The sequence below is a fragment of the Mycobacterium marinum genome (assembly GCF_003391395.1).
Taxonomy (GTDB): domain Bacteria; phylum Actinomycetota; class Actinomycetes; order Mycobacteriales; family Mycobacteriaceae; genus Mycobacterium; species Mycobacterium marinum.
Genome location: NZ_CP024190.1, coordinates 3,233,018 through 3,253,338, shown reverse-complemented (window position 1 = coordinate 3,253,338; position 20,321 = coordinate 3,233,018). Strand labels below are relative to the sequence as shown.

Sequence of the window (20,321 nt, the reverse complement as noted above, 5' to 3'; positions counted from 1 at the left end):
ATCCATCGCGCCATCCGGCTGACTGGAACCTCGCTGGGTGAACTCCCGAGCGGCAGATGTACGCCTAGTCGCCCTTGGTGATCAACTGTCGCAGCGCCACCCGGTCCGCCGTCAGCAACTCCTCGATGCGCGGGCGGTTGACCTCCGCGACAATGATCTCGCCCACGTCCTGGTTGACCTCGCTGAAGATCCCATGCGACTTCATCTTTGAGGTCTGATACTGGTTGTCTTCGGTAGGCGTGACGTAGTAGACCGCGTCAGCCTTGAACCGGTGGACCAGCCAGAGGTGGATCAAGGTCATCAGCCGCTTCTGGCGAAGCTTGTGAGCGAACGTGTTCTGGTCACGCACGGTGAGAATGCTGCGGCCGTGGCGGTCCTTGATGGGATCGAACACGACGTTGGCCAACTGTTCGTCGTCGTTGCCGTAGATTCCCAGTTCCAGCACGTCGGAGCCGGCGCGGCGAGGCCGCAGCTGAACGCGCAGCTTTTCGCCCAGCTGGTAGTGATCGCTCCACAGCGCCAGCCACTCCTCCAGCAGCTTCTTGGGCACCTCGGTCTGCACGAGATGTTGGTGCTGTGTGGAGCCCTTGCCCATCGCCTTGGTAGTCGCCGTGCGTCCGGACGAGGCTTGCAGCGCAGCATCGCTGCGCGGGCCGCCGACCAGGGTCTGTGGTGTGCGATAAGGGGACTCGACGAGGCGCATCTTGCGCTGCAGCCGAGCCAGCGCCAGCATGCCGTCCTGTCGCAACGCCGTTGCGAATTCTTCGGAGGCAACACCATCGATCTGATGCCCACCGTAGGTGATGAAGTTGAAGACGAAGCCCATCTTGCCCAGCTCTTCGGGGAAGCGCTTCATCTCCTCGTCGGTCATGCCGGTGGTATCCCAGTTGAACGACGGCGAGAGGTTGTAGGCCAACATCTGGTCCGGGAACTCGGCATGGATCGCCTCGGCGAATTGCCGCGCGTCGGCGAGGTCGGCCGTCTTGGTCTCCATCCAGAGGATGTCGGCAAATGGTGCCGCCGCAAGCGACTTGGCGATGGCATACGGTATGCCGCCCCGGATTTGGTAGTAGCCTTCTGGCGTTTTTGCCAACTCGCAGTCCCAGCCGGGGTCGACGCCCAATTCCTTCGCCTTTTGCCGAGCCGCATAAAGCGATGCGCGCGCGGCGAAAGTCCGCCATTCTTCGGGGCTCATCGCCACCGGATCGCCTTCGCTTTGACCGAACGCGAGCACCTCGGCCACGGCCTCTGCATAGGTCATCAGGCCGGCGTCGTCCTCCCACGCGGCCACGAACCGGGATTCGACTTGGTCGAAAAGGTCGTCGATAGTCTGCATCCCGTCTTCGCGCCAGGAGTTAACGGCGTCGGAGATCAGGCCCATGATGCCGGAACGCTCGAGCCAGCCGTTGGCGGCGGCGTACTCGGCATCGGCGAGAGCGTAGAGCAGGTGACCGTTGAGTTCCTTGACGCCCAGTTCGTAGAAGCGCCGGAGCATGGCCAGGAAGCAGGACTTGTAGGAGGGGATATCGAGTTTGGTGGCGCCCAGCAGGAAAGGCTGGTCCCGTTCGTCGGCGCGGCTGTCGATCAGATTGGCTGCTTCGGCATCGGTGCGCGCGACGATGATGCCCGGGACTCGCATCACGTCGAGCTGGAAACGAGCGGCGTTGAGACGCTTGATCTGTTCGTCGGACGGCACCAGAACCTTGCCGCCTTGGTGGCCGCACTTCTTGGTGCCCGGGCGCTGGTCCTCGATGTGGTAGCCAGGCACTCCAACCTCGACGAAGCGGCGGATGAGGTTGCGCACGTGTGGATCACCGCCGTGGCCGGTGTCGGCGTCGGCGATGATGAAGGGCCGAAAGTCGTAGGCCGTGGTGGTGGCGCGCTGCTGGTCGGTCATCTGCAGGCGCAGGTACTCCTGATTACGGTCGGCGGTAAGCAGGGCGCGTACCAGTACCGCCGCATCGTCGGGCACCTGACTCAGCGGGTAGCTGGCCAGGTCGGGTCCGGGATCCTCGGTCGTGGAACCCTTGGCCGAGGTCGCCCATCCGCCTAGGTAGATCGCCTCGATGCCCATGCGCTTCATGCTCACGGCCTGGCCCGGCGAGTAGGGGCCGAAGGTGGTTACGCTCTTCTTCTCGGTGTAGAGCTCGCGTAGGCGCTGGTAGAAGGCGCCCGCGGCGGTTCGTGCGACGGTGTAGTCGTTCGGAATCGTGCCGCGCTGCTCTACGACTTGTCGCGCCGTATAGAGGCGAACGATCCCGGCAAAACGGGAACTGTCGAAGTATCGCTGTGTGTCGGCGACTTCTTGCTCGAACGGTGTGCGGACTTCAGTGTCCGTTTCGGCGATAGCCATGGGCTTGCGCTCCTTTGTGCGCCCGGTTACCTCAACGGACCGAGTGTATCCCCGTAGCAGGCGACAAAATCATCGGCTAAGCGAGTCTCTGAAATCGTTCGCAGCCGGGCGGGCGGCGCCGGTATCGTTTTTCTGTGAAAACGCAATTGCGGTTCGAACGGTGGTTTCTGCCCCTTTCGGTGCCGCTGGGCCTGGGACCCAAAAACTGCGCGGTTCGGGTCGAGGCCGGCAACCTGTACGTGCGGATGGGTTGGGCGTTCGCCGCCGACATTCCCGTAGCGTCGATCAAGAGTGCCGCGCTCACCAATGCCAGGGTGTTCGCGGCGGGGGTCCACTATTCTGGCGGCCGGTGGTTGGTCAACGGGTCCGGAAAGGGCCTGGTGGCACTGACGATCGAGCCGCCGGCGCAAGCCAAGGCGGTGTTCATGTCGGTGCGGGTGCGCTCCTTGTGGATCAGTGTCACCGATCCGGATGCGCTCATTGCCGCATGCGCTACTCCCTAGCTGCGCTCAGCGCAGGCCGGGGTGCGCCCGCTGCTTCAGCCAATCTCGCTGCCCGCGGACGAAGTCGGCGTCAACGACGCTGCCGTGACCGGGGACGTAAATGGCGTCGGGTCCACCGATCGCCAGTAGACGCTCGAGTGTTGCGGGCCATGCCGCGACGTCAGAATCGGCGTCGATGGCGGGGTCGGCGGACTCCTCGACAAGGTCACCGGTGAAGACGACGACCGGTCCGGTCTGCGCAGCCGGCGGGGTCGCCACGACCACCAGGTCTGCGCTGGTGTGGCCACGGCCGAGATGGGTGATCCGCACGCGGCGGTCGCCGAGGTGGACGTCGGCGTCCAAGATCGGGTGCCGAGGCGGTCGCAAGGCTGCGATTGCGGTATCGATCTCCCCGGCATCCGCGCCGTGGTGCAGCGCGTCCTCGCGCAGTTGGTGGCCAGCCGAGGAGAGGTATTCGGCGACTTCGGGCGCGCAGTATATTTCGGCGCCGACAAAAGCCGAGGAGCCCAGCACGTGGTCGAAATGCTTGTGCGTCAACGCGATGTGTGCCACACGGCGCTCGGCGAGCTGCCGAATGTCGGCCTGAACTGCGGCCGCTTCGCGTAGCGTTGAACCGGAGTCGACGAGCAGTGCGTCGTCGCGGCCGATCACCAAACCGACTGTGACGTCGCAGAACGGCAGCCGACAGCGATAGACGCTGCCCGGCAGCTGTTCCCAGTCGTAGTTCACAGCTAGCAACGTAGGCCGTCGCGGGCGTGCGCGGGCCAATTGCGGCATGCGTCTTGCCCGTCGGTCTGGTTGGGAGTCGACAATTGCAGCGCCGGGCGCCAACTTACTGCGGGCGGTGCGCGGCGGAGTACGGCTGTGTTATGACGGAAAAGTGTTCGAGGACGCGAGTGCCGAGCAGGCCCGGGCGATCCTGGCGGCCGCGCATTGTGTCACCCAGCAGACCATCGATCCCGCCGATCCCCGCTCCGGCCGCGGCGAGGGAGTCGTCGTCGCCGCGGGCCGGTTGTTGTTTCGGCCCGCCGTGGAGATAGAGCCGAGTGGATTGGGACGCATCGAGCCGCAGGAACTGGCTCGCGCGGTGGGACCGGATCGTGATCTGGCCGAACACGCCGCGGCGCTGATCGCCTGCGCCTCGCTCTCCGATGGCCGGATCGATCCTGGGCGGCTGCGCAAGGTGGTCGAGTACGCCCACGCGATGCATGTTCGGGCGGGCTGGGTGCGAGACGTGCTCCAGGTGGCTCGTGGGCATCTCGCCTGGGCGATGGCGGACATGACACGACGCAACAGGTCGACCTTCCCCGGCTGGGCAAGCCCAGACGACACGCTCACCGAGATGATGCCCTACCGGGCGCAGACCGACGAGGACAAGAGACTGGCCGCTCGGTTCCTGGCCTTGGAAGGATTGCCTGAAGGAACTTTCGGGCATCAGTTTTGGGCTCACTTCCGGCGGCACGGTTTCGGATTTCCCGGTGAAACGGAAGCGTTCACGGGATTGTTTGCTGTTCTTCATGACGGTCTACATGTGCTGTCCGGTTACAGCACCTCGATTCAGGGTGAACTGCTGGTGAGTACCTTCACCGGTGCAATGCACCGCCGCGATGCGCTGCGCGCCCATATCTTGCCGGTGATCTTCGAGTGGCAGGTGAGCCACGAGGTCAACGGCATCGGCGCGCGCCTAGGAGCGCTGGACCCGGTCAAGTTCTTGGTCAGCTGGCAGCGCGGGGATTCGATGACCACTGATGTGCTGGCGCCGAATTGGGACTTCTGGTCGGTCGTGGATGCCGAACTCGACGAACTACGAGTCAGGTACGCCATTGCTCCGTTGCTGCCGGCCGACGCCGCGGCGGGTGACGAGGTCATCGTGGCGGATAAGGCGGACCCCTACGCGAACTAGCCGAGCGTTATGTCGGAAAAAGTTGACATGTCGGAAATTTCCGACATATATTCGTCGGGTGTGCACCCCGGAACGCATTTGCGACCGGATCTTCGTCGCGCTGGCTAGTCCGGTGCGGCGCAAGCTACTTGAGATTCTGACCGGGCAGCCGCTATCGGCAGGGGAACTCAGCGATCGGTTCGAGCTGAGTCGCCCTGCCATCGCAGAACACCTCAAGGTGCTGCGCGAAGCCGGGCTGGTCAGTGACGAGGCGCAGGGGCGCCGGCGCATCTACCGGCTGACCGCCGAACCGCTGGCCGAGCTGGGTGAGTGGCTGCATCCATTCGAGAAGCTCTGGCGAGATAAGTTGTCCGCACTTTCCGAAACGGCCGAGGAGCAGCAGTGAGCCCGACGATTTGCGTGGACCAGTTCGTGGCTGCGCCCCCGGAGAAAGTGTGGCGGCTGCTAACCGAACCCGATCTGCTGCGGCGCTGGTGGGCCGAGGGTGAGGTGGCCGCGGTGGTCGGGCACCAGTTCGAACTCGACATGCCGGGTTTTGGAAAGCAACCCTGCAAAGTGCTCGAGGTGGACCCGCCGCACCGCTTCGTCTACACCTTCACCGCCGCCTGGACGCTCGCCTGGACCTTGGAGCCCGAAGGCGCGGGCACCCGGGTGTTCTTGGAGCACAGTGGCTTTGATCGCAACGATAAGCGCATGGCCGATGCGTTCCTGCGGATGGGGCCCGGCTGGCGCGATGTGGTTCTCCCCCGCCTGGCGGCGGCCGTCACGGCGACTGCCGATGGGGCCGAGAAAGCAGCCGTCGGCGAGTAATTCCGCAAGCTGCGGTTCGATGAGTCCTGATATGGAGGAGCAATGCGTGCTGTCGTAATCACGAAACATGGTGACCCGTCTGTCCTGCAGGTGCAGCAGCGGCCCGACCCGCCGCCGCCCGGCCCGGGTCAGCTGCGGATCTCGGTTCGCGCGGCGGGGGTGAACTTCGCTGACCACCTCGCCCGCGTGGGTCTCTACCCGGATGCACCGAAGCTTCCGGCGGTGGTTGGCTACGAAGTCGCCGGGACCGTCGAGGCCGTGGGCGCCGGCGTCGACGAAAGCCGGATCGGCGAAAGAGTTTTGGCTGGGACACGGTTCGGCGGCTATTCCGAGATAGTGAACGTCACGGCGACCGACGCGGTGGTGCTCCCCGAAGGATTGAGCTTTGAACAGGGGGCCGCGGTCCCGGTGAACTACGCCACCGCGTGGGCGGCTCTGCACGGGTACGGGTCGTTGCGGGCCGGAGAGCGTGTGCTGGTGCACGCCGCGGCCGGTGGTGTTGGCATCGCGGCTGTTCAATTCGCCAAGGCGGCGGGTGCTCAGGTGCACGGAACCGCATCTCCTGGGAAGCATCAGCGGCTTGCAGAATTGGGAGTCGATCGGGCCATCGACTACCGCCGGGACGGCTGGTGGAAGGGCCTGGACTCCTATGACCTCGTGCTCGACGCGCTCGGGGGCACCTCCCTGCGCCGATCGTATGAGCTGCTGCGTCCGGGAGGCAGGCTGGTCGGCTACGGGGTTTCCAACATGCAGGAGGGCGAGAAGCGCTCGCTGCGCCGGGTGGCCCCACATGCGCTATCGATGCTGCGCGGCTTCAACCTGATGAAGCAGCTCGAGGAGTCCAAAACCGTGATCGGTCTCAACATGCTGCGATTGTGGGACGACCGTGGCACGCTCGAGCCCTGGATCGCGCCCCTGAGTGAGGCGCTCGGTCAAGGTACCGCTGCGCCGATCGTTCACGCGGCGATACCGTTCGGCGAAGCGCCCGAAGCGCACCGCATTCTGGCGGCCCGGGAGAACATCGGCAAGGTTGTGCTGGTGCCATGAGTGTTAGGCGTGCATCGGTACACGTATAGCCAGTCGCCAATGCTGTTGCGCTATCCCGATGTTTGCCGTGTGGCCACATCCTCGAGCACCTGATAGGCAGCGTTGTAGCCCGGTATGAAGGTGATGCCCGGGCCGCCATGGCATCCAGCGCCGCCGAGGTAGAGGCCGTCGATGGGAATCGGAAAGTCGAGAAATCCCTTGGGGCCGGGGCGGTTGGGCCCCATCAGATCCGGATGCAACAACCCGTGGCAGAAGTCACCCGAGGGGGCCCCGAACATTGTTTGCATGTGATACGGCGCGAACGTGATGTAGCGGATCACAATGTCTTTGAAGTTGGGGGCGAATCGGGTGATCTTGTCGATCACGCGTTGGGCCATAAGCCGTTTCAGATGACCATGTTGGTCGCGGTCGACCTCCACCGGAAACGCGTACGCATAAGCGCTGGCGGCGTGCTTGCCCGGCGGTGCGAGGCCGCTGTCGTGGACCGAGGGAATCTGCATCCCCATCGAGGGATTCTCCGGCACGATGCCTCGCCTGCAGGTTTCCCATTGCTGTTGCTGTTCCTCGGGCGTTCCGAAGATGCCGACCGACTGCTGCATTCCCGGCTCGTTCAACAGCTCATACGGTGGTGCGAATTCGGGTAGCGCGTCGAGGGCGAAGTGGATCTGTACGAAGGAGGCCCGATGGTCGCGCCCGGCCAACCGTGCCAGCAGATCTGCCCCGACGTGTTCCGGCCCGACGAGCTTGGCTAGGGTCACGTCCGGCGCCAGGTTGGACACCACGACCGGCGTGCTGATCACCGAGCCGTCGGGCAGTCGCACACCAGACACCGCCCCGCGGTCAACGACGATCTCCACTACTTTCGAGCGGAATCGGATGTCGCCGCCGGCCGATGCGAAAAGCTCCCGCAGGTGATCGGTCAGGGCACCGATGCCGCCTCTGAGCTTGGTCATCATCGCGGTGCTGTCGTCGGGCACCGCAAGGGCAAACGCCAGGCAGGCGGCGCTGCCAGGAGTAAATGGTCCACGGTAGGTGGAATTGACGGCCAGAAACGCCAACATTCCGCGCATCACCGCATGTTTTTCCTTGTCCGGCAGGAATCGGTCGATCACGTCCATCGCGGAGCCGAATAGCATTTCATGAATAGCCCTGCGCTCGGCCTGGTTGGTGGCGCAGGCATACATCTCGTCGAGGGTCCGGGGCGGCGTGCGCACCTCGAAGCGGCCGAGTGCCCGGGCCGGCCCCTGACTCCAGCCGATCAGCTCGGCCATGCCGGTGACAGCCGCCGAGCCGTGCTTTTCGCCTAGGTGTGAGATCAGTTGCAGCGGATCTCGATAGAAGATCATCGCCTCTTCGCCGGATTCGCCGATGTTGGTCGACATCACCTCGGGTGCCACGGTGGGCAAGGTGTCCAGCCCAAGCTCTTTGCTGATTTGGCTGGCCGTCGGAAATTGCACCGATCCTGCGATCTCGAAGTGGAAGCCGTCGATCAGTTCAACCGTTGCGGCCATTCCTCCGGCGTATGTGTTGGCTTCCATGCATAGGGTGCGAAGTCCCGCGCGTTGCAGAACCGCGGCGGCGGTCAACCCGTTGTGCCCAGCTCCCACCACGATCGCGTCATAGTCCGTCACGGCTATTTCCTCCCGAGTAGGCAATGCGCACGTCCCAGGTTATGTCAGTACTGACATAATTTGAAGATGTCGGCCCTGACATCCTTGGCGCCGCTGAGATAGCATCGGTGCGAGATGGCCGTGCCCACCAACCGTCACGAACTGCGTCGACGATCCACCCACGAAGCGCTGCGGCGGGCTGCATTAAAGAGCTTTGCGCGTAAGGGATTTGCTCAGGTGACGGTGACCGAGCTGGCACGAGAGGCCGGTGTTACCGAACGGACGTTCTTCCGGCATTTCCCGACCAAAGAAGCGGTGCTGTTCCAGGACTATGAGAACCAGCTGGAGTGGCTCGCGCAGGCGCTTGCCCAACGCCCGGTGTCCGAGCCGCTCTTTGATGCGGTCTTGGCCAGTGTCGCCGCCTTTCCTCATGATCTGGAAGTGGTGCGCCAGGCCGCAACCGCTCGAAGCGAGTTGATCAGCGCGGATCGGATCGCTAACCATCTGCGGGTGGTGCAGTCGTCGTTCGCGCAGGTGCTGGCCGCGTTCGTCAGAGACCGGTATGCGGATGTGGCCAATGTCGACCTGGTTGCGGAGGTCGCCGGCGCGACGATTGCAGCGGCTCTTGTGGTGGCGGTGGAAAATTGGGGCCGCAACGGGTGTGTCGTAGACCTCGGCGAACTGGTGGCCGCGAGCCTGGATCTGGTGCGGTCCGGTTTGGCGCCGCTGTCCTAGACAACTACCGACCCCTCGCAACGTAACAGCCGGCAGCCCCCTCCCGCTCGTCGCTGGAGTAGGCACCGTGCTTCTGAGCCATCGTCACAGATGTGGTGGACATGAGTGCTGCAAGCCAGAATTCGGCGACGTTAGGGCACTTCGGACATTACCCGCAGACGATTGCTTCCAGTCCATTTCGTGCCCAACCTCGACACCAGCTGACCTCTAGATTGAGCAGATGCTCTCGGTGCGGTTTCCGGACCGCCGAGAACGCGACGCATCCGTCAAGCCCGTGGCAGCCATCGCGGGAACATCACGCGCACCGCCAAATGGGCCACTCGTGGGACAAGGCATCGATGCTCGCCTATGTGAGAGTCCCGGATAGTGCTAGCTCCCGCATCGCCATCACACGAGGACACTTGTTTGGCGTGGCACGGCAACGGTCTTGGCGGCCGTGACGCTAAGAGTGGCGATGACAAGACAGGCGATCGTGTACCAGAGGCTGCCGATGGGATCACCGTTGGGAGTTACGCCGTCGACGGCCGCGAAGTAGGCCGGCAGAGATGTCGCCCAGAGGATCGTCATGACGGCCAGGTAGGCCGCAGCGTAGCCGAGGATGAGCGGGTTGGCGTATTGCAGGACGCCGGGCACGTCGCCGCGGCGTAGGCCGCGCCATTGGTTGCTCATCACCACGAGGGCGATGACGGTGGCTAGGGCAAGTTCGGCTCCGTAGATGAAACCCACAACGGTCGTACTATGAGACAGGGCTCCCGCGATCGTGGCGGGCAGCGGCAGCACTGCGGTGCCGATCGAGGCCAGGACGCCAACAGCGATCGTGCGCCACAGCAGCTGCACCGCTGAGAAGGTCTTGCCCTCATCGACGTGGCGGCCAACGAAAAGTTGGACGAACAGTGCCAGGGACATCGGCCACAACGCAGCGAATACCACGACGCTGGGCAGTGGCACCGAATCGAAGAATGGCCGGTTCATCGGGTTGTCCAGCGTCCATTCCCACCAGCGCAGTTGTGGCCCGAGCTGGTCGAAGATCTCGTAGAACGCGTGGTGCACAAATCCCACGCAGACGGCGCCGACCAGGGCCCCGTACCGCCGGAAAACCCCCAGCATTCGGACAATTTCATAAGCCACTGTCGCCATCGTCGGATAGACAGCGACGATGTACAGCGGTAGCCGGCCCCACAAGAAATCGACGGTGAACACGTTGTGGGCAAACATCGTGTCGACGTGGCTACTGATGCCGAAGGCTGCGGGAAAGTACAACGGCGGCTCGATGATGACCAGGTAGGAGATCGCGCCCAACCACAGCACGAGGTTGGTCGGATCGTTGTGGCGACGGAGCCGCACGATCGCGTACACCAACGTCAGCACCGCCCCGGCGATCATGGTGACTTCCAGGACGGGCAGCGTCCAGTTCGCCAGGCTGAATGGGTTGCGCAATTCGATGAGCCCGCCCGCGTCATCGCACGAAAAGCCTAGCCGCGCAGCAAGTCCGGCGAATGTCGGGGCGCACAGATCAAACATCAGCGATCCCTCGCGAGCTGCTGGACGGGTGCCGTATACCACTGAGTGACGTCGTAGCCCGCCGCGTAACGTTTGAACCATTCATCGGCCAGGGCCGGTAGGTTCTCGTGAGCGGGATTGTGGCCTGGAATTTGGCTGCGCACGACCCCGAACATGGCGATCAGCTGCTCGCGCCACGGAAGGTGTCCGAAGGCGTTGCCCAACGGGCCGTCATCAGCGACATCGAAGAAGGGCAGCCTCTGCATCAGGGCCTTCTTCTGGCGCTGCATGCCAAACATCGACAGGGCGTCCACCTTGCGTTCCTCGACCGGGACGTGCTTGTTGAACCCGTGGCAGGCGATCTGCAACACCGACCAGACATGTTTGAAGATCGACGGTGCTACCCGCATGCGGTACCAGGGGTCGTCGACCACCGCGTCGTAGATGATCAACGCTGAGCTGCGATGCTCGACCTCTTCGACGAAGTGCCATAAAAACAATGAGGCCACCCGATCGTCTCCCGGGGCGAACAAGGTGTCATCGTGGTCGAGCATCAGCTTGAACGCCGGCGTGAACGTTGCCTCGAGGTCGGCGGTGTAGGCCAACCGGTACTTCAAGGGCTTGCTAGCCGTCAGATCATCGAAGGCGGCGATCACTTCGTCGAGGGTCTCCTTGAGGGCTGGATAACTCTTGATAAGTCCGCGGGCGTGCTGGCGATGGGCCATCGAATGCTGGCCTTCTTGGCGCACAAACGCGTCAGCTTCCTCAGCGATCGCGGGGTCGGTGATCATCGGCTTGGCCTCAGAGATCATGCTCACGACCATCTTCTCGAACGCGATCGCTAGGAACGACACCGCGTTGGCCATGCTGGAAAACGCCGGGTTCTTTTCGTTCCACAGGAACGGAACGTAGTGGTCAGCGAACGCGAAGCGCATTTTTCGCACAATCAGATCTGTCACCGCTTGACATCTCTCTGCTCGGGGAAGCCGCGTCGGGGCTCACGCCAAGTTACCATACAGTCACATATTGATGTGTGTGGTCGTATGATCGTGTGGCCGGTGCCTGCATGGGAAGGAATCAACCGAGGCAACGATTGATCGGGTGTCCGCCGCGGCGACGTCTCCCCTACTTCGACCGGAATCGGCGCCTGCACCGCCGCCGCCGTCTTTACCGCCGTCTGCCGAAGCCGGAAATCATCGGATCGTGAGATGTGAGCGAGTTCCGTCGAGATCGCTGTCTTACGACCAACGTTTGGCGCTGCTGGACCGTCTTTATTGTGTCTACAGCGAGACCATGTACGGGCACACGCGCGAACAATTCGAAAAGCACCTGTTCAGCGCTGGCGAGCTCACGTTTGCGCTTTATTACGGCACTTTTGGCGAGTTGGCCGGGTTCGCCTTTAACGGTGTTCAATGCGTCACTCATGGGAAAAGTCGGATGGCGGCGTTTTCCGGCGGTGGCTTCTTCCGGCCCGGGTACAACGGATGCGGCGTGGTCGTCATGTTTTTCGGACTGCGTCAGGCGCTGCGCTTCAAACTCCGCCAGCCGGGCACCGCTTTGGGGTACCTCGCTCGCACCTCCTCCCCGGTTGCCTACTGCCTGTTCACCCGGACTATGCCGCGGGTATATCCGTATAGAAGATCATCGCCTCTTCGCCGGATTCGCCGATGTTGGTCGACATCACCTCGGGTGCCACGGTGGGCAAGGTGTCCAGCCCAAGCTCTTTGCTGATTTGGCTGGCCGTCGGAAATTGCACCGATCCTGCGATCTCGAAGTGGAAGCCGTCGATCAGTTCAACCGTTGCGGCCATTCCTCCGGCGTATGTGTTGGCTTCCATGCATAGGGTGCGAAGTCCCGCGCGTTGCAGAACCGCGGCGGCGGTCAACCCGTTGTGCCCAGCTCCCACCACGATCGCGTCATAGTCCGTCACGGCTATTTCCTCCCGAGTAGGCAATGCGCACGTCCCAGGTTATGTCAGTACTGACATAATTTGAAGATGTCGGCCCTGACATCCTTGGCGCCGCTGAGATAGCATCGGTGCGAGATGGCCGTGCCCACCAACCGTCACGAACTGCGTCGACGATCCACCCACGAAGCGCTGCGGCGGGCTGCATTAAAGAGCTTTGCGCGTAAGGGATTTGCTCAGGTGACGGTGACCGAGCTGGCACGAGAGGCCGGTGTTACCGAACGGACGTTCTTCCGGCATTTCCCGACCAAAGAAGCGGTGCTGTTCCAGGACTATGAGAACCAGCTGGAGTGGCTCGCGCAGGCGCTTGCCCAACGCCCGGTGTCCGAGCCGCTCTTTGATGCGGTCTTGGCCAGTGTCGCCGCCTTTCCTCATGATCTGGAAGTGGTGCGCCAGGCCGCAACCGCTCGAAGCGAGTTGATCAGCGCGGATCGGATCGCTAACCATCTGCGGGTGGTGCAGTCGTCGTTCGCGCAGGTGCTGGCCGCGTTCGTCAGAGACCGGTATGCGGATGTGGCCAATGTCGACCTGGTTGCGGAGGTCGCCGGCGCGACGATTGCAGCGGCTCTTGTGGTGGCGGTGGAAAATTGGGGCCGCAACGGGTGTGTCGTAGACCTCGGCGAACTGGTGGCCGCGAGCCTGGATCTGGTGCGGTCCGGTTTGGCGCCGCTGTCCTAGCGGCGGTGAAGGTGTCCGGTATTGTCAACGGCGCTGCGTTACGCCAGTCGCGGCTTCTAGTCTACGGCGTCCCGGGGCATGGCAGGCCAGGGCGACCGAAATTCGTAGGCGGGCAAGACAAGTCCAGGATTTCTGAAGTGTGAGTGTTACGCCAGGGATCGGCCATGGCGGGCTGCCCTTGATTCGCGTGATGCATTGGAGGTGCATTGTTGTGAGCCTGCGGGTTCGTGCAGGGGTGGCGAGCGCCGGTACGGTCGCTACCGCGCTGGCCGATTACGGTGTCGCGGGATTGGGCCGGATCGGTGAGCCTGGCTGTTGCGGAGGTAGTCGGGCATGACATCGCCGCTCTGGATGGCTTCGCCGCCTGAGGTGCATTCGTCGTTGCTGAGCACTGGACCGGGGCCCGGAGGAATCCTGGTGGCCGCCGCCGGGTGGCTATCGCTGGGTGCGCTTTTCGAGGCAACAGCGGCAGAGGTCGATCATCAAATTTGCGAAGCGATACGCCTCTGGCAGGGCCGTGCTGCCGATGATTATGTAGCAGCGCACACCCCTTACGTGGTGTGGCTCGACCACGCCGCAATCGTCTGTCAGCGGGCTGGTGCTGCGCTCCAGATGATGGTGGCGGCATATGGCGATGCCTTAGCCGAGATGCCCACGATGGCGGAATTGCAGGAAAATCATGCTGTACACGGGGTGCTGGTCGCGACGAATTTCTTTGGCCTAAACGGGGTTCCCATAGCTGTGAACGAGGCGGACTATGTGCGGATGTGGATCCAGGCCGCCGGCGTGATGGGCGTTTATGAATCCTGCACGAGTGCGGCGCTACTCGAGGTGCCGCCGACCTGTCCATCCCCGGTGTTGGTCAATCCCGGCGTCGAGGGGGTTGGCAATGCCACCAGTTGGTCCGGCTTCGCCGACAGCGACGAATTCTCCGTCTCCTCCTTCAACGACGGCGTTCTTGGGCTGGACGTTGCGGGGGAACTATGCGAGTTTGACCCGTTCGACGGCCTTGATCTTGACGGTTGCCAGTTGGTCAGCGTCTCCACGACTCAGGGATTCGGCGCAGCTATGGATGTGACCGCAGTACCGGGCTCGCCGCTTTCGGGAGCGGCGTTAGCTCCCACCGGCCACATCTGCGCTGGGGTGCCGTTGGCGACCAGCACGCCGTTGGGGGTCACCCGTCACGTTGGCGACCTTCAGATGATGGCAGCACGAGACAACTCCGATCGCGCTGTGGTGGACGCACCCCACGAAATGCTCGTCAGTGATTCTCGCGCGGGCACAGCCCAGTCGGGGGCGTCAGGTTCGGTGCGTCCCGGAGTGGGATCGGCCTCCGTGGTGCAGGCAGCGTCCGATGGGAGGCCGGTGTCGGAGCTGGCAGGCGGCCGTGGTGCAGGAACGGTGGGCTTCGCGGGGGTCTCCGCCACCGGCACCAAGGTGCGGCCCGCGGGTTTGTCGGCGACCGGTGGTGGTGAATTCGGCAGTGGTGCCGGCGTGCCCGTCTTGCCGGCTACCTGGCCGCTGCAGGTTGTCGGCTCCACTAGCGGTAGCGGGGTCTCGCCGCCGGCCCTGTGAGAGCACACCACCGACAACTACCGACCACCCAGAGCGCAACAGCTGGCAGCCCTTCCCGCCGGCCAACGCGGGGGCCATGGCTTCCCGTTCGTGGCCGCCGACCGGGATCCGATGCGCTTCGGGGTATGCCGCCGTCCTCGGCCACTATCAGATATGAGATCGCAAACCCTGCTCGGTGAGCATCGACTCGTCGACGGCTATGCGGCGGATGTCTTCGTCGACCCCGAGGCTGTCAACAATCACAAAATTGACGTGCTGTCAAGTGAATTATTAGCGCCATTCTGGCGGGCGTGCCATGACTCCCCGCTGCGATTGCTGGTTACAGCGAGGTAATTCCGTCCCTCCATATCGTGCTACATCACCGCAGGCTAACGTGCTATATGGGCGAATGCGTGTTCGGCGCTTATGCGAACTCCCCGCAGCAAAAATTCATCGCATCATGAAATGTAGATTCTAGAATGTAGTTTTGAATTCAAAATGAGCTTCATTTGTTAAACGTGTGCGAAAATTCGGCCATTTTGTGCTCACATTTCTCTGGTCGATGTCAGGATTGCCTACGTGGCCAGCTGCGCGAGGCCACGCCGAACGCAGGACCAGAGAGGAGCCATCATTTTCACGCTAAAAGCAACTCGCTCCAAGGGGTCTGCGCGGGTGTCCGCCGCGGCGACGTCTCCCCTACTTCGACCGGAATCGGCGCCTGCACCGCCGCCGCCGTCTTTACCGCCGTCTGCCGAAGCCGGAAATCATCGGATCGTGAGATGTGAGCGAGTTCCGTCGAGATCGCTGTCTTACGACCAACGTTCGGCGCTGCTGGACCGTCTTTATTGTGTCTACAGCGAGACCATGTACGGGCACACGCGCGAACAATTCGAAAAGCACCTGTTCAGCGCTGGCGAGCTCACGTTTGCGCTTTATTACGGCACTTTTGGCGAGTTGGCCGGGTTCGCCTTTAACGGTGTTCAATGCGTCACTCATGGGAAAAGTCGGATGGCGGCGTTTTCCGGCGGTGGCTTCTTCCGGCCCGGGTACAACGGATGCGGCGTGGTCGCCATGTTTTTCGGACTGCGTCAGGCGCTGCGCTTCAAACTCCGCCAGCCGGGCACCGCTTTGGGGTACCTCGCTCGCACCTCCTCCCCGGTTGCCTACTGCCTGTTCACCCGGACCATGCCGCGGGTATATCCGTGTCGCACCTGCGCGACGCCGGTTGAGGTCGACAACTTGGTGCAGAGCATTGGCGAGGGGCGACACTACGTTCGGACCAACGCGGATTCCTGGGTGGTGCGCTCGGACGCGATTCCGCGCGACGCGTCTCGCATGAGCAAGCTCGACGATCACCCGGACGTGAGGTTCTACAGCCGAATCAATCCGCGATTCTGCGAGGGTGATGCTCTGTTGGTCTGGATACCGCTCAATGCCGCCAACATCGTCGGCGGGTTGTATCGCCAGGTAAGGCTGCGCGTCTTCCGATGGTCGCAGTAGTTCGCAACGGCTGGACACGCGAGGGCGCCCGCCAGGTGTTACTCGCGTTAGGTGCCGGTGTGTTGTATGGCAGCTGGGCGGCGTTTGCCAATCAGGCGGGCGGCGCCGCGGTGGCGCTGCGCGCGGCTTTGACACAGATGCTGTTGAGTATGGCCGCGACCCTGATGTTGGAGCTGGTGCTGGAACGGCTATTTCGCTTGGGGCGCACTCCCAGACGCGGCTTTTGGCTGTCGTGGCTGGGGTCGTCGATGCTGGCCGCGACCGCATTGGTGACGGGGCACGTCCTGGTAGGTACGCCGCACGTTGCCACCACGATCGCGCCGTCACTGATGGTCGGCACCGCATTCTGCTATCTATATGCGCGCGGGATGCTCGCGCGCCGCGGACGCGGGCACCCGAGTCTGGCGGCGTAGATACCAGCAGTTCGAAATGCGCTGCTCACCCCGGTAGGCTGCAGTGCTATGGGCTCGAAGGTAATGGCATCCCACGCGGCGCGCCTTGGCGCTGCGGGATTGCTGCTTGCGGGCTGGGCGGGGTCGATGGGCGTTGCCGCGGCCGATCCCCAACCAGCGCCGCCCGCGCCGAAGACGACGATGGATCACGACGGCACGTATGCCGTGGGCACCGACATCGTTCCCGGTACCTATACGTCGGCGGGGCCGGTCGGCGACGGGACCTGTTATTGGAAGCGCATGAGCAACCCCGATGGCGCCCTCATCGACAACGCGATGACCAAGAGGCCTCAGGTAGTGCAAATCGAGCCGACCGACAAGGCGTTCAAGACGAGCGGCTGCCAACCCTGGCAGAGCACCCCTGACGCCGATGTGCCCGCCGTGCTTCCCGGCCCGGCCGCCGGGGGCCAGTTGCAGATGAATCTGGGGATACTCAACGGGCTGCTTGCTCCGAATGGTCAGCAAGTACCCCCGTCCTAATTGAGGTCGATCTTGGGCAGCGGTCGCACTGCGGCAAGTGATGCGCGACAAGTCGTCGTCATCGGTGCCGGCGTCAGCGGGCTGACGTCGGCCCTGTGCCTGGCCGAAGCGGGTTGGCCGGTGCGGGTGTGGACCGATCTGCTGCCACGGCAAACCACCTCCGCGGTGGCGGGTGCGGTGTGGAGACCGCGATTTGTGGAACCCGTCGTCAAGACCCGAAAGTGGGCCGAGCAGTCACTGCATCGGTTTCGCGAGCTGGCCGACGATCCGACCAGCGGTGTGCAGCTGATGCCCGCTATCAGTGTTGGGGAGATAGCCGAGGTGGACGTGACGGCGTCTGGGGAGGACATGATTCCCGGCCTGCGTCCGGTCGCCGACACCGACGTTCCGGATGGCTTTCCCACGGCCACTGCAGCGACCCTGCCGATGATCGATATGCCCCGCTACCTTGATTACTTGACGACGCGGCTTGCCGCGGCGGGTTGTGAAATTGAGATACACCCGGTGCGGTCGCTAACCGAAGCCGCTCAGAGCACACCGATCGTGATCAATTGTTCTGGTCTGGGTGCCAGAGAGTTGGCCGGCGATGACACCCTTCGGCCGCGATTTGGCCAGCATGTTGTGCTGGCCAACCCTGGCTTGGACCAACTGTTCATGCAGCTAGGTGATGGCCCGGAATGGATCTGCTACTTCCCTCACCCGCACCGGGTGGTGTGCGGCGGCATCAGCATTCTTGATCGCTGGGACACCACTGCGGATCCCCAGGTGACCGACCGTATCCTGCGAGACTGCCGGCGGGTCGAACCCAGATTGGCCGACGCGCCGGTCATCGAAACAATTACCGGACTGCGGCCCGATCGGCCGTCGGTGCGCGTGGAAGTCGAGCAGATTGGGGCGACGCGGTGCATTCACAACTACGGTCACGGGGGCGATGGTGTGACTTTGTCGTGGGGTTGCGCGCTTGATGTTGCGCGGCTGGCCGGCCTCGATTGCTGAAGGGCAGCGCCCGCTCAGTGCCCGTTGGGAACGGGCGACAACGCGGCTTCGACCGACGAATACATCGGCAGCAGACGGCGCAGTCCACACGCGGCAATGGTGCGGGCAACGATGGGCTGGTTGCTCACCAATCGCAGATTCACGCCGCGCCGACGGCACCGCACCGACTCTTGGGCCAAAACCGCATAGGCACACGAGCCAATGAAATCCAGGTCACGGATATCGATCACGAACGGACCCGGCGCGATGGCGATGGCAGCGCTGCGATTCACCAACCGCTGCCAGACCACCTCATTGCTGGCGTCAACGTCTCCTCCGACGTGAACAACCACTGCCGAGCCGGTGCACTCGGTGACCGCCCGTAGACCGGTATGCGGATCCCCGGCGGGTGAACTCAGCCGGGTGCTCGATGAACTGGGCGATGACCCCATCGCGACGGTGTTCACTCTTCGCACTATCCCGTCCTAGTGTGCCGTTAGGTAGCGCCGACCTGGATCCGCGAGGACAAACCATCGGTCCTCGCAATCGCAGCAGAGCTACTGTCTCCGAGCGCGTTAGCGAGCTGTGTTCGTAAGCATATGTGCAACTGTGGCTGACAACATAGGGTGTCGCGTGCGGTAATTTTGGGCGCTCTTGCTCGGCAAGTTTGTCACATCGATCGACGTAGGTGGCTGAACTTCGATTTATGGTCGTGTTCTACCTGCCCTCAGCAACCTAATCGAAGGCCAACTAATAATGGCTAGCCGCGCGCTACGCGGCGCAAATCACGAGTCAGCAACGACAGAAGCCAGCTCACGATCGACAAGAGGATGGCGGCCCAGATGGCGGTCCACCAGAAGTGGTCGATCTGCAGGCCCCACCTGGTGGTGTCCTCGGTGATCCGGGCGGTGATCCACAACATGAACGCGTTGATGACGACGTGAATGAGGCCCAGCGTCAGGATGTAGAGCGGGATTGACAGAAATTGCACGATGGGCTTGATGATGGCGTTGACGAGGCCGAAGATCACCGCGACAACGAAGATGATCCCGATCTTCTCCAACGTCGTATCGCCACCGACAAATCGGATCCCCGAGATGCAGAGCGTGACCACCCACAATGCAAATCCGGTGACGGCGGCGCGTAGCAGAAAAGGTCCCATGCGCCGATCCTGCCATTCAATTCAGCTCGTAGAAGCGCTGGGCGTTGAGTCCAGCGATCTTGTTCCGAGACTGTTCACCGATGTCGGTCCTGGTGCGCAGCTGCTTCGTGCTCTCGGGCCACTCGCCGTCCCAATGCGGGTAGTCGCTGGCGAACATGATGAAGTCATCGCCCAGCACGTCAATCACGCCAGGCAGGATTGGCTCGTCGGGCTCGCAGGTCACCCAGACGTTGCCGGCGCGCAGGTAGTCGTGCGGGTCGCGGCGCCAGCCTCCGTCGATCCAGTCACCGCGCTTCTCGTAGTGCTCGTGCAGGCGGTCGACAAAGAAGGGGACCCAGCCGACGCCCGCCTCCAGAAAGGCAACTCGCAATCGGGGATGACGGTCAAAGACACCGCCCGACACCAGCGCGGTCATCGCCGTCATCTGGTCGAAAGGGAAGCTGATGCAGTGCACCTGGATGTAGTTGGTGAAGCGGTCCACGCCGATTTTGGGCAGGTGCATGCCGGGGGCGCCGTGAATTCCCAGCGGCATCCCCTGCTCGGCGGCGGCGGCGTAGAACGGATCCAGGTCAGCATGGTCAAGGTTGCGGGACTTGAGCGCGGGTGGGACCAACGTTGCGACCAGCCCCAGCTCGTTGGCCTCTTTCATGATGTCGATGGCCACTTGCCCGTGTTCGATGGGAGTGACACCGACACCGCGTAGTCGCCCGTTCGTCGGGGCACAGAAGTCCGCGATCCACTCGTTGTAGAGGCGCGCGAAACCGGCGGCGAACGCCGGGTCTTCCAGGCTGGGAACGCAGAGCCCGACGCTGGGATAGAGCACCATCGTGTCCAGGTGATCGCGATCGGCGTCGGCGAGTACGCCATCGGCTGTCGCACAGTTGATTCCGGGCGCTTTGCTGATGCCGTGTTGGGGCGGACACCCGGCCCCGGGACCGTTGTCCTGCGGGTAGTGCCGGCCCTCGATCATCAGATGCGGTCGACCGCGCGTGGTGAGTCGCACCCGGTCCGGCCAACGACGCAGCGCTTCGCCGGTCAGCGACGCGTTTTCGGCGACATGTCCATCGGCATCGATGATTCGCATATACGCCCA

At 63.1% G+C, this 20,321-nt stretch carries 20 protein-coding genes and 1 pseudogene; 12 read left to right on the top strand and 9 right to left on the bottom strand.

The window, feature by feature from the left end; genetic code table 11:
- Positions 1-64: 64 nt before the first annotated feature.
- Complete coding sequence (gene aceA / locus CCUG20998_RS13660) at positions 65-2,353, bottom strand: isocitrate lyase ICL2 (RefSeq protein ID WP_020729058.1); 2,289 nt, start codon at positions 2,351-2,353, stop codon at positions 65-67.
- Positions 2,354-2,487: 134 nt separating this feature from the next.
- Here aceA and CCUG20998_RS13655 point away from each other — a divergent pair, with 134 nt between their 5' ends.
- On the top strand, positions 2,488-2,856 hold the full coding sequence (locus tag CCUG20998_RS13655; RefSeq protein WP_020729057.1) for a hypothetical protein: 369 nt from the start codon (positions 2,488-2,490) through the stop codon (positions 2,854-2,856).
- A gap of 6 nt (positions 2,857-2,862) precedes the next feature.
- Here the strand turns inward: CCUG20998_RS13655 and CCUG20998_RS13650 are convergent, their stop codons facing one another.
- Entirely contained in the window at positions 2,863-3,585 is a 723-nt protein-coding gene (locus tag CCUG20998_RS13650) for an MBL fold metallo-hydrolase (protein WP_020729056.1), read from the bottom strand.
- 151 nt (positions 3,586-3,736) lie between these two features.
- On the opposite strand from CCUG20998_RS13650, the gene CCUG20998_RS13645 reads away from it, so the two are divergent.
- Genes CCUG20998_RS13645 through CCUG20998_RS13630 form a run of 4 tightly spaced genes read left to right on the top strand, consistent with a single transcriptional unit; the run spans position 3,737 to position 6,616 of the window.
- Positions 3,737-4,759, top strand: a complete 1,023-nt coding sequence (locus CCUG20998_RS13645; protein WP_231389678.1) for a hypothetical protein — start codon at positions 3,737-3,739, stop codon at positions 4,757-4,759.
- Positions 4,760-4,817: 58 nt separating this feature from the next.
- Positions 4,818-5,144, top strand: a complete 327-nt coding sequence (locus tag CCUG20998_RS13640) for an ArsR/SmtB family transcription factor (protein WP_036455677.1) — start codon at positions 4,818-4,820, stop codon at positions 5,142-5,144.
- A complete protein-coding gene (locus CCUG20998_RS13635; RefSeq protein WP_036455676.1) occupies positions 5,141-5,569 on the top strand; it encodes an SRPBCC family protein in 429 nt (142 codons plus the stop codon). The genes CCUG20998_RS13640 and CCUG20998_RS13635 overlap by 4 nt, the downstream gene beginning before the upstream one ends.
- A 42-nt stretch (positions 5,570-5,611) precedes the next feature.
- The gene (locus tag CCUG20998_RS13630) at positions 5,612-6,616 is read left to right on the top strand and encodes a zinc-binding dehydrogenase (protein WP_020729052.1); all 1,005 of its coding nucleotides are present in this window, start codon (positions 5,612-5,614) and stop codon (positions 6,614-6,616) included.
- 50 nt (positions 6,617-6,666) lie between these two features.
- On the opposite strand, the gene CCUG20998_RS13625 is transcribed toward CCUG20998_RS13630, so the two are convergent.
- Positions 6,667-8,247 carry a phytoene desaturase family protein gene (locus CCUG20998_RS13625; protein WP_038579702.1) on the bottom strand — a complete coding sequence of 527 codons (1,581 nt, stop codon included), beginning with the start codon at positions 8,245-8,247 and terminating at the stop codon, positions 6,667-6,669.
- 114 nt (positions 8,248-8,361) lie between these two features.
- Here CCUG20998_RS13625 and CCUG20998_RS13620 point away from each other — a divergent pair, with 114 nt between their 5' ends.
- On the top strand, positions 8,362-8,961 hold the full coding sequence (locus CCUG20998_RS13620; RefSeq protein ID WP_038579694.1) for a TetR/AcrR family transcriptional regulator: 600 nt from the start codon (positions 8,362-8,364) through the stop codon (positions 8,959-8,961).
- Between the two features lie 387 nt (positions 8,962-9,348).
- On the opposite strand, the gene CCUG20998_RS13615 is transcribed toward CCUG20998_RS13620, so the two are convergent.
- From CCUG20998_RS13615 to CCUG20998_RS13600, 3 genes and pseudogenes are all read right to left on the bottom strand, one after another.
- Positions 9,349-10,482, bottom strand: coding sequence for a hypothetical protein (locus tag CCUG20998_RS13615; protein ID WP_036455675.1), 1,134 nt, complete (start codon positions 10,480-10,482; stop codon positions 9,349-9,351).
- The gene (locus tag CCUG20998_RS13610; RefSeq protein WP_036455674.1) at positions 10,482-11,420 is read right to left on the bottom strand and encodes a metal-dependent hydrolase; all 939 of its coding nucleotides are present in this window, start codon (positions 11,418-11,420) and stop codon (positions 10,482-10,484) included. Before CCUG20998_RS13610 ends, CCUG20998_RS13615 begins: the two co-directional genes overlap by 1 nt.
- A gap of 668 nt (positions 11,421-12,088) precedes the next feature.
- A pseudogene (locus tag CCUG20998_RS13600) lies at positions 12,089-12,391 on the bottom strand (NAD(P)-binding protein); the annotation flags it as partial.
- A 114-nt stretch (positions 12,392-12,505) separates the two neighbouring features.
- Here CCUG20998_RS13600 and CCUG20998_RS13595 point away from each other — a divergent pair.
- The 6 genes from CCUG20998_RS13595 to CCUG20998_RS13565 all read left to right on the top strand — a co-directional run bounded on the left by CCUG20998_RS13595 (position 12,506) and on the right by CCUG20998_RS13565 (position 18,087).
- Positions 12,506-13,105 (top strand): TetR/AcrR family transcriptional regulator, encoded by a 600-nt coding sequence (locus tag CCUG20998_RS13595; RefSeq protein ID WP_038579694.1) that lies wholly within the window; start codon positions 12,506-12,508, stop codon positions 13,103-13,105.
- Positions 13,106-13,438: 333 nt separating this feature from the next.
- Positions 13,439-14,680 (top strand): PPE family protein, encoded by a 1,242-nt coding sequence (locus tag CCUG20998_RS13590; protein WP_038579692.1) that lies wholly within the window; start codon positions 13,439-13,441, stop codon positions 14,678-14,680.
- Between the two features lie 843 nt (positions 14,681-15,523).
- Entirely contained in the window at positions 15,524-16,159 is a 636-nt protein-coding gene (locus CCUG20998_RS13580; RefSeq protein ID WP_237708331.1) for a hypothetical protein, read from the top strand.
- Positions 16,147-16,572, top strand: coding sequence for a hypothetical protein (locus CCUG20998_RS13575; RefSeq protein ID WP_036455673.1), 426 nt, complete (start codon positions 16,147-16,149; stop codon positions 16,570-16,572). The genes CCUG20998_RS13580 and CCUG20998_RS13575 overlap by 13 nt, the downstream gene beginning before the upstream one ends.
- A 48-nt stretch (positions 16,573-16,620) precedes the next feature.
- Entirely contained in the window at positions 16,621-17,091 is a 471-nt protein-coding gene (locus CCUG20998_RS13570) for an Rv1352/Rv1906c domain-containing protein (RefSeq protein ID WP_020729042.1), read from the top strand.
- 12 nt (positions 17,092-17,103) lie between these two features.
- Complete coding sequence (locus tag CCUG20998_RS13565; RefSeq protein ID WP_020729041.1) at positions 17,104-18,087, top strand: FAD-dependent oxidoreductase; 984 nt, start codon at positions 17,104-17,106, stop codon at positions 18,085-18,087.
- 14 nt (positions 18,088-18,101) lie between these two features.
- Here the strand turns inward: CCUG20998_RS13565 and CCUG20998_RS13560 are convergent, their stop codons facing one another.
- The 3 genes from CCUG20998_RS13560 to CCUG20998_RS13550 all read right to left on the bottom strand — a co-directional run bounded on the left by CCUG20998_RS13560 (position 18,102) and on the right by CCUG20998_RS13550 (position 20,312).
- The gene (locus CCUG20998_RS13560) at positions 18,102-18,533 is read right to left on the bottom strand and encodes an anti-sigma factor antagonist (RefSeq protein ID WP_011740808.1); all 432 of its coding nucleotides are present in this window, start codon (positions 18,531-18,533) and stop codon (positions 18,102-18,104) included.
- 293 nt (positions 18,534-18,826) lie between these two features.
- On the bottom strand, positions 18,827-19,228 hold the full coding sequence (locus CCUG20998_RS13555; protein ID WP_020725326.1) for a phage holin family protein: 402 nt from the start codon (positions 19,226-19,228) through the stop codon (positions 18,827-18,829).
- Positions 19,229-19,244: 16 nt separating this feature from the next.
- Positions 19,245-20,312, bottom strand: coding sequence for an amidohydrolase family protein (locus CCUG20998_RS13550; protein ID WP_020729040.1), 1,068 nt, complete (start codon positions 20,310-20,312; stop codon positions 19,245-19,247).
- Positions 20,313-20,321: the final 9 nt, after the last annotated feature.

Bases quoted from the DNA above. Each gene is read 5' to 3' on its own strand.
- aceA (WP_020729058.1), bottom strand. From the start codon at position 2,353: ATGGCTATCGCCGAAACGGACACTGAAGTCCGCACACCGTTCGAGCAA.
- CCUG20998_RS13590 (WP_038579692.1), top strand. From the start codon at position 13,439: ATGACATCGCCGCTCTGGATGGCTTCGCCGCCTGAGGTGCATTCGTCG.
- CCUG20998_RS13570 (WP_020729042.1), top strand. From the start codon at position 16,621: ATGGGCTCGAAGGTAATGGCATCCCACGCGGCGCGCCTTGGCGCTGCG.
- CCUG20998_RS13550 (WP_020729040.1), bottom strand. From the start codon at position 20,312: ATGCGAATCATCGATGCCGATGGACATGTCGCCGAAAACGCGTCGCTG.
- CCUG20998_RS13630 (WP_020729052.1), top strand. From the start codon at position 5,612: ATGCGTGCTGTCGTAATCACGAAACATGGTGACCCGTCTGTCCTGCAG.
- CCUG20998_RS13620 (WP_038579694.1), top strand. From the start codon at position 8,362: ATGGCCGTGCCCACCAACCGTCACGAACTGCGTCGACGATCCACCCAC.
- CCUG20998_RS13595 (WP_038579694.1), top strand. From the start codon at position 12,506: ATGGCCGTGCCCACCAACCGTCACGAACTGCGTCGACGATCCACCCAC.
- CCUG20998_RS13580 (WP_237708331.1), top strand. From the start codon at position 15,524: ATGTACGGGCACACGCGCGAACAATTCGAAAAGCACCTGTTCAGCGCT.
- CCUG20998_RS13575 (WP_036455673.1), top strand. From the start codon at position 16,147: ATGGTCGCAGTAGTTCGCAACGGCTGGACACGCGAGGGCGCCCGCCAG.
- CCUG20998_RS13555 (WP_020725326.1), bottom strand. From the start codon at position 19,228: ATGGGACCTTTTCTGCTACGCGCCGCCGTCACCGGATTTGCATTGTGG.
- CCUG20998_RS13615 (WP_036455675.1), bottom strand. From the start codon at position 10,482: ATGTTTGATCTGTGCGCCCCGACATTCGCCGGACTTGCTGCGCGGCTA.